The organism is Caulobacter sp. GW821-FHT05F04 (genome assembly GCF_059419665.1).
This window is the reverse complement of record NZ_JBWKSF010000003.1, coordinates 23,329-36,331: the sequence shown is the minus strand read 5'-3', so window position 1 is coordinate 36,331 and position 13,003 is coordinate 23,329. Positions and strand designations below refer to the sequence as shown.

Annotated in this window: 14 protein-coding genes; 8 read left to right on the top strand and 6 right to left on the bottom strand. The window is 68.8% G+C overall.

Going from position 1 to position 13,003, the window contains the following annotated elements; translation table 11 throughout:
- Entirely contained in the window at window positions 1–501 is a 501-nt protein-coding gene (locus tag AC07R7_RS08765; protein WP_494634895.1) for a ClbS/DfsB family four-helix bundle protein, read from the top strand.
- A 9-nt stretch (window positions 502–510) separates the two neighbouring features.
- Here AC07R7_RS08765 and AC07R7_RS08760 read toward each other — a convergent pair whose 3' ends face one another.
- A complete protein-coding gene (locus AC07R7_RS08760; RefSeq protein ID WP_494634894.1) occupies window positions 511–1,422 on the bottom strand; it encodes a hypothetical protein in 912 nt (303 codons plus the stop codon).
- 140 nt (window positions 1,423–1,562) lie between these two features.
- Here AC07R7_RS08760 and AC07R7_RS08755 point away from each other — a divergent pair, with 140 nt between their 5' ends.
- A complete protein-coding gene (locus AC07R7_RS08755; RefSeq protein WP_494634893.1) occupies window positions 1,563–2,177 on the top strand; it encodes a glutathione S-transferase family protein in 615 nt (204 codons plus the stop codon).
- 93 nt (window positions 2,178–2,270) lie between these two features.
- Here AC07R7_RS08755 and AC07R7_RS08750 read toward each other — a convergent pair whose 3' ends face one another.
- The 3 genes from AC07R7_RS08750 to AC07R7_RS08740 all read right to left on the bottom strand — a co-directional run bounded on the left by AC07R7_RS08750 (window position 2,271) and on the right by AC07R7_RS08740 (window position 4,924).
- Window positions 2,271–3,155 carry a hypothetical protein gene (locus tag AC07R7_RS08750; protein WP_492887655.1) on the bottom strand — a complete coding sequence of 295 codons (885 nt, stop codon included), beginning with the start codon at window positions 3,153–3,155 and terminating at the stop codon, window positions 2,271–2,273.
- The gene (locus AC07R7_RS08745) at window positions 3,156–3,917 is read right to left on the bottom strand and encodes a hypothetical protein (RefSeq protein ID WP_494634892.1); all 762 of its coding nucleotides are present in this window, start codon (window positions 3,915–3,917) and stop codon (window positions 3,156–3,158) included. It lies immediately after the preceding gene.
- Window positions 3,918–3,985: 68 nt separating this feature from the next.
- Window positions 3,986–4,924 carry a hypothetical protein gene (locus AC07R7_RS08740; protein WP_494634891.1) on the bottom strand — a complete coding sequence of 313 codons (939 nt, stop codon included), beginning with the start codon at window positions 4,922–4,924 and terminating at the stop codon, window positions 3,986–3,988.
- A 99-nt stretch (window positions 4,925–5,023) separates the two neighbouring features.
- Here AC07R7_RS08740 and trmFO point away from each other — a divergent pair, with 99 nt between their 5' ends.
- Window positions 5,024–6,487, top strand: coding sequence for a methylenetetrahydrofolate--tRNA-(uracil(54)-C(5))-methyltransferase (FADH(2)-oxidizing) TrmFO (gene trmFO, locus AC07R7_RS08735; RefSeq protein ID WP_494634890.1), 1,464 nt, complete (start codon window positions 5,024–5,026; stop codon window positions 6,485–6,487).
- Here trmFO and AC07R7_RS08730 read toward each other — a convergent pair.
- The gene (locus AC07R7_RS08730) at window positions 6,393–7,232 is read right to left on the bottom strand and encodes a DUF1365 domain-containing protein (RefSeq protein ID WP_494634889.1); all 840 of its coding nucleotides are present in this window, start codon (window positions 7,230–7,232) and stop codon (window positions 6,393–6,395) included. The two genes, trmFO and AC07R7_RS08730, sit on opposite strands and share 95 nt — an antisense overlap.
- Entirely contained in the window at window positions 7,229–8,548 is a 1,320-nt protein-coding gene (locus AC07R7_RS08725) for an NAD(P)/FAD-dependent oxidoreductase (RefSeq protein WP_494634888.1), read from the bottom strand. Before AC07R7_RS08725 ends, AC07R7_RS08730 begins: the two co-directional genes overlap by 4 nt.
- Window positions 8,549–8,671: 123 nt before the next feature.
- Here AC07R7_RS08725 and AC07R7_RS08720 point away from each other — a divergent pair, with 123 nt between their 5' ends.
- The 5 genes from AC07R7_RS08720 (at window position 8,672) to AC07R7_RS08700 (ending at window position 12,933) form a co-directional block, all read left to right on the top strand.
- The gene (locus tag AC07R7_RS08720; protein ID WP_494634887.1) at window positions 8,672–9,712 is read left to right on the top strand and encodes an SAM-dependent methyltransferase; all 1,041 of its coding nucleotides are present in this window, start codon (window positions 8,672–8,674) and stop codon (window positions 9,710–9,712) included.
- On the top strand, window positions 9,709–10,113 hold the full coding sequence (locus AC07R7_RS08715; protein ID WP_492837838.1) for a DUF2177 family protein: 405 nt from the start codon (window positions 9,709–9,711) through the stop codon (window positions 10,111–10,113). Before AC07R7_RS08720 ends, AC07R7_RS08715 begins: the two co-directional genes overlap by 4 nt.
- 65 nt (window positions 10,114–10,178) lie before the next feature.
- A complete protein-coding gene (locus tag AC07R7_RS08710) occupies window positions 10,179–10,745 on the top strand; it encodes a sigma-70 family RNA polymerase sigma factor (protein WP_492837836.1) in 567 nt (188 codons plus the stop codon).
- On the top strand, window positions 10,742–11,476 hold the full coding sequence (locus tag AC07R7_RS08705; RefSeq protein ID WP_494634886.1) for an anti-sigma factor: 735 nt from the start codon (window positions 10,742–10,744) through the stop codon (window positions 11,474–11,476). Before AC07R7_RS08710 ends, AC07R7_RS08705 begins: the two co-directional genes overlap by 4 nt.
- A 185-nt stretch (window positions 11,477–11,661) precedes the next feature.
- Window positions 11,662–12,933, top strand: coding sequence for an allantoate amidohydrolase (locus AC07R7_RS08700; protein ID WP_494634885.1), 1,272 nt, complete (start codon window positions 11,662–11,664; stop codon window positions 12,931–12,933).
- The last annotated feature ends 70 nt before the right edge of the window (window positions 12,934–13,003 follow it).

The following is a 13,003-nucleotide window of genomic DNA, read 5'->3' as shown; positions in this document are numbered from 1 at the left end:
GTGGCCGTTCCCGCCTCCAAGGCCGAACTGCTGGCCGCGATCGACCAGACCTTCGACAAGCTGATGGTCGACCTGGCCCGCACGCCTCTGGAGCGGGTCGACGAGACCACGCTGCAGGGCCACGCCGCCGGGACGCTGATGAGCCCGGCGGACCTGGTGGCCTATCTGATCGGCTGGAACGAGCTGGTTCTGAAATGGCTGGATCGCGACGATCGGGGCCAGCCCGTCGATTTCCCCGAGACGGGCTTCAAATGGAACCAGCTAGGCCTGCTGGCCGGCAAGTTCTACGCCGACTACCGCGCGCTGGACTGGCCCCAGCGGTTGGAGCGCCTGAGCGTGGCGAAGACACGCCTGGCCGAAACCATCTCGGCGCGCTCCGACGCCGAACTTTACGGTCGGTCCTGGTATGAAAAATGGACCAAGGGCCGGATGATCCAGTTCAACACGTCCTCGCCCTACGCCAATGCGCGGGACCGAATCCGCAAGTGGCTGAAGGCGTAGAGCGCCCGCCTACCAGCCGCCGGTGCTGTCGCGGTCGGCGCCCTGCTCGCGCAGGATCCTGTAGATGGTCGGCGGCGGCGAGAAGACGATCAGGCTGATCAACAGCGACATCGCCGTCGAGATCACGGTCTGCACCATGCCCAGCGGCGTCAGATAGGCCTTCAGCGAGGTGCTGTCGGCGTGAAGCACCCGACCGCCGGCGCCGATATCGCCGGTCAGCAGCGCGGTGGCGGCCGAAAGGATGACCATCAGCAGCAGGAAGACGATCACGCACATCACCACCGCCAGGAAATAGGCGCCCAGCAGCGACCAGAAGAGACCCTTGGTCAGGGGCAGGGAGCGCACGACGGTGAGCTTGCCGGTGTCGAAGGTTGTCGCCGAGGCCATGGACAGGCGCACGGGCAGATAGAAGAGCGCGCCGAGAGTCGCCAGCGTGATCGCCAGCGCCAGCAGCGCGCCGGTGGGACCGCCCAGCGCGCCCATGAACTCCGCCAGGCCGAGGCCGAGGCCGACCACCCCGCAGATCGCGACGTTGATCGACAGCCAGACCGCCGCCTGCCGCGCCTCGGTCAGGCCAAGGCCCAGGTGGGCGAAGCCCTTCTCCTCGGGCCGCAGCACCAGCCGATTGATCCCCGCGAACAGCACCCCGTTCAGCACCAGGCTGTAGGGCAGAGTCCAGAGCATCATCGGGGTCAGGTCCGCGACCCGACGGCCGAACTCCTCCACGTCGGGATTGTCGGTATTGCTGGCGAAATATTCGGACAGGGCGTGCATCTGCGGTCCGAAGAAATGGATCGACACGACGTTGTAGAGGAACGAGGCGACCGTCAGCAGTCCGCCCCAGATGGCGACGGTCTTCAGGTTCTCCCGCACGAGCCGGAAGCCGGAGAAGGCCGCGTCGGAGGCGGAGAACTTGGACATGTCGTGCTCTTCGAAGGATGGACGCCCAAGGCTAAACAGGTTCGCGCCGCTTCGACAGGGCCGAGGCCGGCTTTATTCGCGCGGGCTTGCGACCCGTCGACGGGCGCCTCTAACATCCGTTTGAAATCAGGGAGGACACCATGAAGCTCTACGGCGAGGCCATGCCCGCGCCCAATCCGCGGCGCGTGCGGATCTTCCTGGCCGAGAAGGGCGTCGAGGTCCCGGAGATCCAGATCGGCCTGCGCCAGGGCGGCCACCGCAGCCCCGAGCATCTGGCGCGCAACAGCCTGGGCCAGGTGCCGGTGCTGGAGCTCGACGACGGAACGACGATCAGCGAGACCGTCGCCATCTGCCGCTATTTCGAGGTGCTGCACCCGAACCCGCCGCTATTCGGCGTCTCGGCCCTCGAGCAGGCGACGGTCGAGATGTGGACCCGGCGGATCGAGTTCCGCCTCATGGTCCCCGTCGGCCTGTTCTGGCGCCACGCCCATCCGCTGACCGCGCGGCTGCTGAAGCAGAACGTCGAGTTCGGGGAGTCGAACCGCGAGGTCGTGGAAAAGGCCCTGCTGTGGCTGGACCGCGAGTTGGCCGACGGCCGCCCCTACCTGGCCGGCGACGCCTATACGATCGCCGACATCGCGGGACAGACGACGCTGGACTTCGCGGACTTCACGGGGTTGCACACGCCGGCCGAGGCGAAAAACGTCCTGGCCTGGCGCGAGCGGATGGCGGCGAGGCCTAGCGCGGGCGCGTGATCTCGTCCTTCGACAAGCTCAGGATGAGGACCATTGCCGAGGCCAAAGTGGAGCCCTCATCCTGAGCCTGTCGAAGGACGAGGTTTCGATCCCTCAGTCGTGCAGGCCCGCGTCGATCTCGTCCTGGTTCAGCTGGGCGAAGGCGCGAGCCGGGGCGGCGACCAGGATCACGGTCTGCAGGGTCAGGAAGATCGGGGCCAGCAGCAGGTTGGCCAGCAGCATCAGGATCAGGCGCGGGTGGCTGGCCACCACGTCGCCCGCGCCAGCGTCGACGCCGCCGCCCAGCACGTTGCCGATGATCGATGACACCGTCGTCCCGATGATCGAGACCACGGCCGCCAGGACGATGGCCAGGACGTACATGCCCAGCAGGCGCAGGAACTGGCCGTGGGTCTGCACCCAGGCCTCGCGGATGTCGATGTGGTGATGCGAGAAGGCGTGCGGGCCCAGCAAGGACAGGCGCACGGCCACCCATAGCGACAGGCCGATCACCGCCAGGGCGCCCAGGGTGGCGAACCAGCCGGCCGCCGCGCCCGACAGCAGCGACGCGCCCAGCACCACCGCCCCGGACGGGATCACCGTCACCCCCAGGGCCGCGGCCCAGGTGATCAGCGACACGATCAGCAGCTGCAGCTCTTCCTTGCCCAGGCGCAGATAGGCGAAGCGGTCATTGTTGGGCTCCACCACCGAGCGGATGACCGCCGCCTGCAGCACCGAGGCCAGGAACAGGGCCACCGCGATCAGGATCACCATCACCCCGCCCAGGTGCGTGATCAGGTCGAGGATCTCGCGCGGGTCGGCCGAGCCGGCGCGCCCCGCCAGGGCCGCCCGACCTTCGTCGCCCAGCACGATCTTGGCGAACAGGCCCAGGATCGGCAGCATGACCAGTGAGAAGGTCGCCCAGGCCAGCACCGCCAGCGGCTTGCGCCGCATGGTCTGGAGGCCTTCGAGCGCGGCGTCGACGGGGCGGACGGACATCTAGGCTTCCTGCGTGACCGCGCTGACGCGGTAGAAATAGGCCAGCGAACCGGCCCAAGCCGGCATGGCGTAGAAATAGGAACTCGCCGCCAGGATCGCCGCGATGACCAGCCCCTGGCCAGGCGCGAGGGCCAGCAGCGCGCTGAGCACGAATAGCGGGGCGGCGATCGCCAGGCCGACGACGAACAGGGTCGGCACGCGGCCCTTGGTCAGCGGAAAGGCGCTCAGGACCCGCACGCCCGACTGCTCGACCGTGGCCGGGGCCGACAGCGACAGGCGAAGGCTCAGCCAGATCAGGATCGCCAGGCTGGCCAGCGGGACCAGGCTGAGCACGAAGCCGGCCGGGCCGGCGCTGGCGAAGGCGCCCTTCCAGCCGTCGATCGTGCCGGGGTCGAAGTTCGGCGCGGCGGTGCGGGCCACGCCCAGGGCGACGCCGCCGACAATGATCATCAGGATCGCGCCGATCAGGCACAGCAGGGCCAGGACCATCAGTTGAGCGGCCAGCAGCCGCCACTCGTCGCGGCCCCACCGCAGGCCCTTCAGGCCCATCTCGCGGCCGAACGCGCGTCGGAACAGCGCGCCCTGAGCGATGACGATGGGCAGCACGGCGCCGATGGTCTTCAAACCCGGCGGTAGGACATCGGCGGCGACGCTGACCACCGCCGCGACGGCCAGGGCCGCCCAGCAGTCGCGAACGGCGCTGACCACATCGGAAAGGCCCGCGCGCAAGGTCGCGCTGATCGTCGCCGATCCGTCCGTCATCCTTCCAAGTCCTCTTGCGCGCCGAGTCGCCGCGATCCGCGCAATCTATGGCCTCGCCGCGCTCGCCGCTACGTCTCGCGCGTCAACGCCCGGTGGATGACCGCCCAGGGCGCGAAAAACACCGCCTGGACCACCGCGCTGAACAGGGCGCCGAGCACGCCCAGCCCCGTCAGCCACGGCCAGACGTCGCGCAGGATCTCCAGCGGCGGGCGGGCCATGAAGGTCTCGATCGCGCCCGATCCGCGCAGCGCCGTCAGCGAACCGCCGGCGGCGATCAGCAGACCCACCATCACCGCGCCGACCAGGATCTCCAGTCCCAGCACGAAGATCACCAGGAGCAGGGCCACGCCCAGCAGCCGCCAGCCCTGACCCTTGGTCAGGCTCCACGACTCGAACAGGCGGAACTGGTTGTCGACGAAGGTCATCGGCGCGGCCATCGACAGGCGCAGCGCCACCCACAGGATAAGACCTCCCGCCACGAAACAGCCGACAACGGCCGTCATGATCGCCGCCATGTGGCCGCTCTCGCCGCCGCCGACCGCGACGATCGCCACGATCACCACCACGACCAGGACAATGACGAAGATGGCGATCATCGTCAGCACCTGCTCGACCAGCAGCAGCAGGGTCAGCCACAGCTCGCGTGAGCCGACCCGAAGATAGGCCCAGGCCGACTGCTCAGGCGTCAGCACCGCCCGGAACACCGCCGCGCAGAACACCGCCCTCACGAACGAAGACCACATCCAGTAGAGCAGGTTGAAGGCCGTCATGCCCGACTGGGCCTGGAGCATCTGCTGCATCATCTCGGGGCTGGGATCGCCGCCCCGCTGGGTCATGGCCAGTTGGAGGATCTGGGCGAAAGCCGGCCCCATCGCCAGGACGCACAGGACGGCCGGGACGATCAGCGCCGCCACGACGGCGATCGCCCATCCGACCACCGCCAAGGGTTTGCGACCGACCAAGCCAAAGCCGGCCGTCGCGGCCTCGCCCACGGAAAAGCTCGCCATGTTCCCACCCATGCTCGCCAGGCGCGAAGGGCCCCGCCCAGTCACGTGACACTAACAGCAGGTTTCGCCGAGCGACAGCCGGGGGTATAGGCCCGCCCCATGACCACGAATTCCACTAATCAGCCCGTCCACGTCGTCGGCGGCGGCCTCGCCGGTTCCGAAGCCGCCTGGCAGATCGCCCAGGGCGGCGTGCCCGTCATCCTGCACGAGATGCGCAGGGACGAGGCGACCGGCGCGCCCTCAAGCAGCGAAGCGCTAGGGCAAGTAAAAAAGATTCGCACCGACGCTCACAACACCGACGGCCTGGCCGAGATGGTCTGCTCCAACTCGTTCCGCTCGGACGACTGGCAGTTCAACGCCGTGGGCCTGCTGCACGCCGAGATGCGCAAGCTGGACAGCCTGATCATGGCCTGCGCCGACCAGCACCAGGTGCCGGCCGGCGGCGCCCTGGCCGTCGACCGCGACGGCTTCTCGGGCGAAGTCACCCGCCGCCTGGAAGCCCATCCGCTGGTCACCATCGTCCGCGAGGAGATCGCTGGCCTGCCGCCGGAAGCGTGGGACAATGTCATCGTCGCCACTGGCCCGCTCACCTCGCCCGCCCTGGCCCAGGCGATCCTGGACGTGACCGGCGAAGGCCAGCTCAGCTTCTTCGACGCCATCGCGCCGATCATCCACTTCGACTCGATCGACATGGACAAGGCCTGGCGCCAGTCGCGCTACGACAAGGAAGGCCCCGGCGGCGACGCGGCCGCCTACATCAACTGCCCGATGAACAAAGAGCAGTACGAGGCCTTCATCGACGCCCTGCTGGCCGGTCCGAAGTCCGAGTTCAAGGAGTGGGAAAACGTCCCCTATTTCGACGGCTGCCTGCCGATCGAGGTGATGGCCGAGCGCGGCCGCGAGACCCTGCGCCATGGCCCGATGAAGCCGGTCGGCCTGACCAACCCGCGCGATCCCTTGGTCAAGGCCTACGCCATCGTCCAGCTGCGCCAGGACAACGCCCTGGGCACGTTGTGGAACATGGTCGGCTTCCAGACCAAACTGAAGCACGGCGTCCAGGCCGAGACCTTCCGGATGATCCCGGGCCTGGAGAACGCTCAGTTCGCCCGGCTGGGCGGCCTGCACCGCAACACCTTCATCAACTCGCCCAAGCTGCTGGACAGGTCGCTGCGCCTGAAGGTCCAGCCGCGCCTGCGCTTCGCCGGCCAGGTCACGGGTGTCGAGGGCTATGTCGAGAGCGCCGCCATGGGCTTGCTGACCGGTCGCTTCGCCGCCGCCGACCGCAAGGGCGCGCCGATCGACGCCCCGCCGCCGACGACGGCGCTGGGCGCTCTGGTCGAGCACATCACCGGCGGCCACCTGGAGGCCGGCAATGGCCCCGGCAGTTTCCAGCCGATGAACATCAACTACGGCCTGCTGCCGCCGCTGGAAGCGCCCAAGGTCGACGAGGACGGCAAGAAGATCCCGCTCAAGGAGCGTGGCCGGGCCAAGAAGCGGCTGATGAGCCTGCGTGCTCTGAAGGCTCTGGAGGCGTGGGCGGAAGCGGCGACGCCGGCCGCCTGAGGCCGCGCGTGGCGTGATCCCGCGGGAAGATCCTGAAGCCCTTCGCAACCAGCTTCAGTGCTTCCCAATGGATCGCCGCCAGGATGCCCGCGACCTGCCAGGGATGGCTAGCGAGCGCCTTCCAGATCGCGCCATCGGTCAGATCGCGCCGCTCGCCCGAAAAAGTCGCGGCCAGCACCAGGCCCTCCGCGTCCAGCACATCGACGCCGACATGGACGGTCTCGCCCGGCGGCGCGATCTCGAAGCCGTAGCGCAGGTCCATCGGCAGGAACGGTGAGACGTAGAAGGCCTTGCGGGCGTCCTGCTCGATCCAGCCGCCCACCGTCCGCCGGGCCGGAAGCACGTAATCGTGGCGCTGGCCGAACGTGTTGCGAACGGCGTGGATCGTGGCGACCAGCTTGCCGTCGGCGTCGTGGCAGAAGAACACGCTCAGCGGGTTGAAGCCCTTGCCCAGGATGCGCGGCATGGCCAGCACGCTGATCCGCACGACGTCCATCCCCTCCGCCCGCAGCTTGGCCAGCACGGTGTCCTTCAACGACGTCTCGGGCTCGTCCAGGTGGTCGCGATCGTGGAAGCCGATCAGGTTCCAGCGCCCGCGCGAGAACCGCTTGAGCGACCGGTCCAGCGCGTCGATCTCGTCGAGATCCAGCAGCAGCATGAACACCCGATAGCGCAGCCGATGGCGCTTGGGTCGCATGCGCTCGTGGAGGACATGACCGCTGTAAATCGCCGAGCGGAACGTCATGCGACCAGCGCCCGCTCGGCCTCGACCGCGGGAGACTTGAGGAAGATGCGTCCCGACGGATCCGGCGTCATCCACGGACGATGGACACCGCCCAGTTGCTCGGCGACGGCGAGGCCCGCCTGCAGGCCGTCCTCGTGGAAGCCCGAGCCGAAATAGGCGCCGCAGAACCAGGTCCGGCGGCGGCCTTGCAGCGACCATAGCTGTCGCTGGGCCAGCATGGCCGGACTGTCGAACAGCGGGTGCTCATAGACCTGGTCGTGCAGCAGCTCGCCCGGCGTCTTGTCGGGATTCAGAGACAGAAAGACCGGCGCCTCGCCGATCGGCTGCAGGCGGTTCATCCAGTAGGTCACCCCACCGTCCTCGCCGCGCCGGCCGACATGGTTCCAGCTGGCCCAGGCGGCCCGCCGGCGCGGCATCTGGCCGACGTCGCGGTGCAGCACCGCCCGGTTGCGGCTATAGCGGAAGGCGCCCAGCAGCGCGCGCTCCTCGGCCGTCGGCGAGGCCAGCATGGCCAGCGCCTGGTCGGCGTGGGCGGCGATGACCACTTGGTCGTAGGTCCGCGTCTGACCGGCCGCGTCCTCGATCGAGACCCCGTCGGGCTGACGATGAATGGCCCTCACGGGCCGCCCCGTAAGGATGTCGCCCGAGATCCCGGCGGCCAGCTTCTCCACATAGCGGGCGCTGCCGCCAGCCACGGTGCGCCAGATCGGCCGCTTGTCGACCGGCAGCATCAGCCCGTGATTGTCGAAAAACCGCAGCAGGGCGGCCGCCGGAAACTCGCGGATATCGCTCATCGAGGTCGACCAGATCGCCGCCGCCTGCGGCAGCAGGTGGTCTTCCTGGAACGCCCGCCCGAAACCCTGCTGGCGCAGATATTCGTCGAGCCGGCACAGACCGCCGCTCTCCAGATCCGGCGGGATGCGGCGGCCCTCGCGATAGAACCTCATGACGTCCAGCAGCATCTTGATGAAGCGCGGGTTCAGCGCGTTGCGCTTCTGGGCCAGGATGTTGGTGCTGGAATATTCCAGCGCTCCGTTGTCCAGAGACACGCCGAACGACATGTCGGTCGCCGCCGTCTCGACGCCCAGATGCTGGAACAGCGCCGTCAGGTTCGGATAGTTCGGCTCGTTGTAGACGATGAAGCCGGTGTCGATCGCCGTGCCGTCCACGCGCACCGTATGGGCGTGACCGCCGAGCCGGTCGTCGGCCTCGTACAACGTCACGTCATGGCCGCGCGACAGCAGCCAGGCGGCGGAAAGTCCCGAGATCCCGGCGCCGATCACGGCGACGGACAGACGAGGAACGACGGTGGCCAAAGCTATCTCCCAAGAGCGTCCGAGCGACACTTCGGGAGCAGCTACGGGTCGTCGAGACAAACGGACGCATCCTATCGGCCGGTCCGCGCGTAACTGTCCCCGGAACAGGGAAGAGGACGGCCCATGAGCTTGGTGAAGGCGGCGATCCGCGCGTTCGAGGATGCGCCGGCGCCCGACGTGTTGTCGCGCAGGGCGATCGACATGCTGGTCGGCGACGTGCGCCGCCGACTGTCCTACGCCCCGGCCGACGCGACCGCCCTCTTCGCCCGCGACATGGACCGTCATCCGATCGCCACCCACACCGAAGACGCCAACGCCCAGCACTACGAACTGCCCGCCCCCTTCTTCGAGACCGTGCTGGGTCCGAACCTGAAATATTCCAGCGGCCTCTATCCGCCCGGCGCCACCAAGCTGGAGCATGCCGAGGCCGAGGCCCTGCGCGAGACCGCCGCCCATGCCGACCTGCGCGACGGCCAGGACGTGCTGGAACTGGGCTGCGGCTGGGGTTCGCTGTCGCTGTGGATGGCCCAGCGCTATCCGAACTCTCGGATCGTCAGCGTCTCCAACGCCGCCTCGCAGCGCGCCTTCATCGAGGGTCGCGCGGCCGAACGCGGCCTGAGCAACCTGACCGTCGTCACCGCAGACATGAACGATTTCAGCACGGACCGCCGCTTCGACCGCGTGGTCTCGGTCGAGATGTTCGAGCACATGTCCAACTGGCGCGCGCTGCTGGCGCGGGTCCGCGGTTGGCTGAAGCCGGACGGACTGCTGTTCCTGCACGTCTTCACCCACCGCGCGACGCCCTACCGGTTCGAGACAAACGATCCCGCCGACTGGATCGCCCAGTACTTCTTCGCTGGCGGCGTCATGCCCAGCCACGACCTGGCGCGGCAGTTCCCGGACCTGTTCACCGTCGAGGCCGACTGGCGCTGGAGCGGCGAGCACTACGCCCGCACCGCCCGCCAGTGGCTGGCCAACATGGACGCCAACCGCGCCAAGCTCGATCCTGTGCTGACCGAGGTCTACGGCAAGGACGCGGCCGTCTGGCGGCGGCGCTGGCGACTGTTCTTCCTGGCCACGGCCGGGCTCTTCGGCCATCGCGGCGGCGAGGAATGGGGCGTCAGCCACTATCGTATGCGTCCGGTTCTGGAGACCGCCCGATGATCCGCCTCGCCGCCGGCTACGCGACCACCGCCCTGACCATGCTGGTCCTGGACGGGGTCTGGCTGACCCTGGCCACGCCGCGCCTCTACAAGCCACGCATCGGCGAGTTGCTGGCCGACAAGCCGTCGCTGCCGCCGGCCGTCGTCTTCTACTTTCTGTACGTCGCCGCCATTGTCGTGCTGGCTATCCAGCCGGCGCTGCGCGAGGGCGGCTGGCGACGCCTGCTGACCCACGCGGTCGTCTTCGGCCTCGTCGCCTACGCCACCTACGACCTCACCAACCAGGCGACGTTGAAGACCTGGTCGACCACGATCACGTTGGTCGACATGGCCTGGGGAACCCTGGTCACCACCGCCGCCGCCTCGACCGGATACGCCGTGATGCGCTGGATGGGGAAATAGTCACGTTGCCAGACCGAATTGACCGTGCGAGCGTCCCGGCCCTTGGGAGCTCGCGGGGACGCTTGATGGACGCCGACACCAGCCGCGCCTTGCTGTCGCGCGCCATCGCGCGCGTGGCCAACCGCGACTCAGACGCGCTGAAATACGTCTATCGTCACACATCCGCGAAACTGTTCGGCGTCTGCCTCCGTATCTTGAACGACCGCGAGGAGGCGGAAGACGTGCTTCAGGATGTGTACCTCACCGTCTGGAACAAGGCCGACAGGTTCGACGCCGAGAAGGCTAGCCCGATCACCTGGCTGGTCAGTCTGGCGCGCAACCGCTCGATCGACCGCCTGCGCGCCCGGGGCGCCAGGGGAGGAAGCGCCGTGACCGCTGGCGTCGAGGAGGCCGAGGCCCTGCCCGATGGCGCCCCCCTGGCCTCGACCCTGATCGAGGACGAGGACGACCGCCGCCGCCTCGAAGGCTGCCTGGATCAGCTGGACCCGAAGCACGCCGGCGCGGTGCGCACCGCCTTCTTCGAGGGCGTCACCTATGAGGCCCTGGCCAACATGCTGAGCGTGCCTCTGGGCACGATGAAGAGCTGGATCCGGCGCAGCCTGATCAGCCTGCGCGCGTGCCTCGAAGCATGACCGACGCCCTGTCCCCCGAAGGTGAAGACCGCCCGCTGGCCGGCGAATACGCTCTGGGCGTCCTCGACGCCGATGAGCGCGTGGAAGCGCAACGCCGGATCGCCGCCGAACCGGCCTTCGCCCGCGCCGTCGAATGGTGGGAAGGCCGCCTGGCCCATCTGGCCGAACGCATCCCGCCGGTCGAGCCCCCGGCCTCCATCTGGCCGCGCATCGCCAATCTGATCGGCGCCGCCACGCAGAAGCCCTCGGCCTGGAACAATGTCCGCCTGTGGCAAGGCGCTTCGGCTGGCGCCCTGGCGCTGGCGGCGGCCAGCATCGTCGCCCTCGTCGTGACCCCGCGTCCGGCCCCGCCGCCGGCCGTCGCCCCGGCCAAGCCGCCGCCGGCCGTCGCCGAGGTGGCGCTGATCGCCGATCCGGCCACCAAGCAGCCCGCCCTGGTCGCGACCCTCGATCACGCCGCCGGCAAGCTGATCCTGACGCCCGTCTCGATGAAGATGCCGGCCGGCCGCGAGGCCGAACTGTGGATCATCCCCGAGGGCCAGAAAGCCATCTCCCTGGGCATTGTTCCCAGCGACGCGCCCAAGGCCATCCCCCTGCCCGTCGGCCTGACCGGCGCGGGAACTTACACCGCCTTGCTAGCCATCACCGACGAGCCGCCCGGCGGCGCGCCCACTGGCGTCGCCACCGGTCAGGTCCGCGCGGCGGGCAAGTTCGTGGCCCAGACGGAATAGCCGCTCTCGCCGCCGCCAAGTAAGTCGTTTATGACTTAGCAACAGGCGCCGCCCCTCGATGGATGGCGCGTGTCGAGGCGCCCGCGCGTGATGAGCACGCGGCGACGGTTGCGGAACGGGGCTTCCGGGGTCTCTCCTGCTATCGCTGGGGTCTCGACGGCGAGTAGAGCGGGGTCGAATCGGGAGTGGCGGAAGCGTTCGACATCGGGGTCAGAGCCAAGGCGCGTTGCGACCTGCTGGGCCTTGCGCCCTACAGCGAGGTCGAGGGGCAGCTGACGCGACGGTTCCTGACCCCGGCGCACGAGGCCGCCCTGACCGCCGTGAGCGGCTGGATGCTGGAAGCCGGCATGAGCGTGCGCCGCGACGCCGCCGCCAATCTGATCGGCCGCTACGAGGGCGAGTTCCCCGACGCGAAGGCCCTGATCATCGGCTCGCACATCGACAGCGTCCGCAACGGCGGGCGCTATGATGGGCCGTTGGGGATCATGCTCGGGATCGATGTGGTCGAGGCCTTGAACCGCGCCGGCCGCCGCCTGCCGTTCGCGATCGAGGTCGTGGCGTTCGGCGACGAGGAAGGCTCGCGCTTCCCCGCCTCGATGAGCTGCAGCCGGGCCATCGCCGGGACGCTGGACGCCTCGGCGCTGGACATGAAGGACGCCAACGGCGTGTCGGTCGCGGAGGCGCTGAAGGCGTTCGGCGGCGACCCGGACGCTATCGCCAGCGCGGCGCGCAAGCCCGAGCAGGTGCTGGCCTTCCTCGAAGCGCACATTGAACAGGGTCCGGTGCTGGAGGCCGAGGGCCTGGCCCTGGGCGTCGTCACCGCCATCGCCGCGCAGAAGCGGCTGATGGTGCGCATCGAGGGGACCGCCGGCCACGCCGGCACGACACCGATGAACCTGCGCAAGGATCCCGGCCCGGCCGCCGCCGAGGCGATCCTGGCCCTGGAGCGGATCTGCCGCGCGGGGACCGATGGCCTGGTCGGCACGGTGGGACGCATGACCGCCCTGCCCGGCGCGTTCAATGTCATTCCCGGCGCGATCGAGTTCTCGATGGACATCCGCGCCGAGACCTCGGCGACGCGCGACGAGGCGGTGATCACCATCGGCGCCGAGATCCACGCCATCGCCGCCAAGCGCGGCCTGTCGGCGACCGTCACCCTGACGCAGGCCCTGGCCGAGAGCCCCTGCGACCCATCGCTGATGGGCCTGCTGGATGGAGCGCTGGCTGACCTTTCCTTGCCCGTGCGTCGCCTGCCCTCGGGCGCGGGTCACGACGCCATGGTGATGGCCGACCTGTGCCCGGTCGCCATGCTGTTCATCCGCTGCGAGGGCGGGATCAGCCACAACCCGGCCGAAGCCGTCACCGAGGCCGATTGCGCCCTGGCGGCCCAGGCCATGCTCGGATTTGTCGAGAAGCTGGCGGCGCGTAATCCTCGCCCTTCGACAGGCTCAGGGTGAGGACTACGAATGATCCGCCGCGACGACCCAACAGTAACCCTCATCCTGAGCCTGTCGAAGGACGAGGGTG